The organism is Candidatus Omnitrophota bacterium (assembly GCA_030688425.1).
Lineage (GTDB): Bacteria > Omnitrophota > Gorgyraeia > Zapsychrales > JANLHA01 > JAUYIB01.
This window is the reverse complement of sequence record JAUYIB010000008.1, coordinates 1-2,227: the sequence shown is the minus strand read 5'-3', so window position 1 is coordinate 2,227 and position 2,227 is coordinate 1. Positions and strand designations below refer to the sequence as shown.

Below are 2,227 nucleotides of genomic sequence, written 5' to 3'. Positions count from 1 at the left end.
CAGTGTTCAGGGAAATCTTCTTCCCAGAGTGAGGCCGTGCAGTTATGTGAGCTATCCGCATCCCAGCCCAAGGAAAGAAAGGGCAAGAAGCGCCGGTCTTCCGGCGGCGGTAGCAGCGGCGGCATGAGGCTGATACTCCTGACCAATGCCGGTTGCAAGCCGTGTTCGGCGGCCAAAAGCTACCTGCAGGACAGGATAGACCGCGGGGAAGTGGAAGTCCTGGATATTCAGAAGTCGGACTTTGCCGCAGACCTTGTGGCCAAGCATAAAATAGTCTCTGTCCCCAAGCTCATGCTGGTTGACAGCGAGGGAAATCCATTTTCTGAGATTCAAGTCACGGATAACGCTCAAATGATTTAGCCTATTGACAAACCGCTGCCCCGGTGTTATCATTACGCTATATGTCACCTATACACCCAAGCCCGTGAGGTCGGTCGGGCGAACACCGTAAAAGGTGAGGTGAAAATTTTATAGGTAAGGAGTTTCAAGAAAATGCGTAAGGGTTTTATTTTCGACCCAGTATCCCAGAAGTCTGTGTACGTCCATGTGACTCGTGGCGAGATGCGCCAGCCCTCCTACTCCCGTGGACCTCACACCCGTTCCGTTTCCAGCCGCCTCCTGAGTTTCCGAAGCTGCATCCAGCAGAATCTTTCGGGAAAGCGCCCGGGTAACCGCAGTGGCGTGCGCACGGCTTTTGCCAGCGCGGCCAAGTCCTGCGCCAATAAGTAAGCCTCCGGGTTTTTGCTATTGGTTTGCCTCCTGAAATTGGGGGGGAGCGATAATTGCCTCCATAGTTATCGCCCCCCCCTTTTTCGTGGGGAAAAATATTTTTAAATATTCTTTGAAAACCCCTTGACAAACAATATATTAATATGCTAATGTCTGGTGGTAAATATGGCGCGGTGAGGACAAACGGGCAAGTCGCCAGCCCCATAAGCTGGAGATAGTGGGTTCAACCCCCACCACCGCAACCATCGAAGCTTTAGGAGGCAAGTATGGTAACAAAGACAGCAGGGCACCGCAAAGTCTATGCCCTTCGCAGGGCCGTAACTCAAAGTAAATCCCTCGAAGTTACCTTTCCCTATCAGCTTATCGACCGGGAAGCCCGAAAGCTCGGGATAACCATAGAGCAATTCCTCCACGGCTTTAATGTGTGTTGTGAGTTTGATGATTCCTCAACAGTGACCTACACCATAGTGAAACGTAATTAAAGTGCCCAGACAAGGGCATTTTTTATTTAAGGAGGTAAACAATGGTCAGTAAAAGCATGGTCAGCGTGGACAAAACCACCGGGGAGATAATCGAGCAACCCGGGGGAACCATTTCCCCGCTGCTGGTCACCCCGCAGGCTATCCAGCAAACCCAGCAGTCTATCGCCCTTCTCCGCGGCCTGGTAAAGGATACCCTGGTTAGAGGCCGGGACTTCGGCAGCGTCCCCGGTGTTCAGGGGGAATTCCTTTGGGACCCCGGAGCATCCATCATTATCTCGTCCTACAGTTGCCGACCGGGGGAACGCCGGATGATTCACTTTGTGGACAATAAAGAGGAAATATCTGCCGTTATAGAGGTGCCCCTGGTATCCTTTGCTACGGGCACCGTGGTGGCAACCGGGCTCGGCGCTGCGTCCACCAGCGAAACAAAGTACAAGTACCGCTGGGTGTATAATCCTGCAGAGTGGGGTTATACTGAGGATGCCATAAAGACGTTGAAGACCAAAGAGTGGAACGACAAAACACAATACCGGATTCCCAACCCGGAGCATGGCGACCTGGTAAACACAATCGTGAAGATGGCCAGCAAGAGGGCCGAAAGTGATGCCGCACAGTCGCTTCCCGGGGTGGCATCTGCGCTCCGGGAATTATTCGAGCCGCGAAAAAAGCAGGAGACCAATAAGCCGGACTGGTCGAACTTCTGGGCGCAGACCAAGAAGATGGGTATGCCAGAAGCAGAGGTTCATGAAATGCTGGGGGTAAAATCCGTAGGCGAGTGGCTGCATAGCGGAAAGACCCTGGACGATGCCATCAACGTCCTGTCCGAGAAACTCGCTGGTAAGGGGACGGTTAAGCCACCCACGCCCGCGAAACGCGACCCGGCTTCCCTCAAGTCCCTGGCCGACCTATATAAAGCCTGTAAGGAGGATTTCAAACTGCAACCCGCCGACGTGGTAAAAGAACTGGGCTATTCGTCCCAGGCGGACATTTCCATGACCCCGGCAGAGGCATACATC

The 2,227-nt window shown here is 53.3% G+C and carries 2 protein-coding genes and 1 tRNA gene; all 3 read left to right on the top strand.

What is annotated here, in order from left to right; all coding sequences use genetic code 11:
• Window positions 1-360, top strand: a 360-nt coding sequence (locus tag Q8Q08_00420; protein ID MDP2652476.1) for a hypothetical protein, incomplete at its 5' end; no start/stop codon positions are given.
• Between the two features lie 538 nt (window positions 361-898).
• A tRNA-Met gene (locus Q8Q08_00415) sits at window positions 899-974 on the top strand.
• Between the two features lie 278 nt (window positions 975-1,252).
• On the top strand, window positions 1,253-2,227 hold a 975-nt coding region (locus Q8Q08_00410; protein ID MDP2652475.1), incomplete at its 3' end, for a hypothetical protein.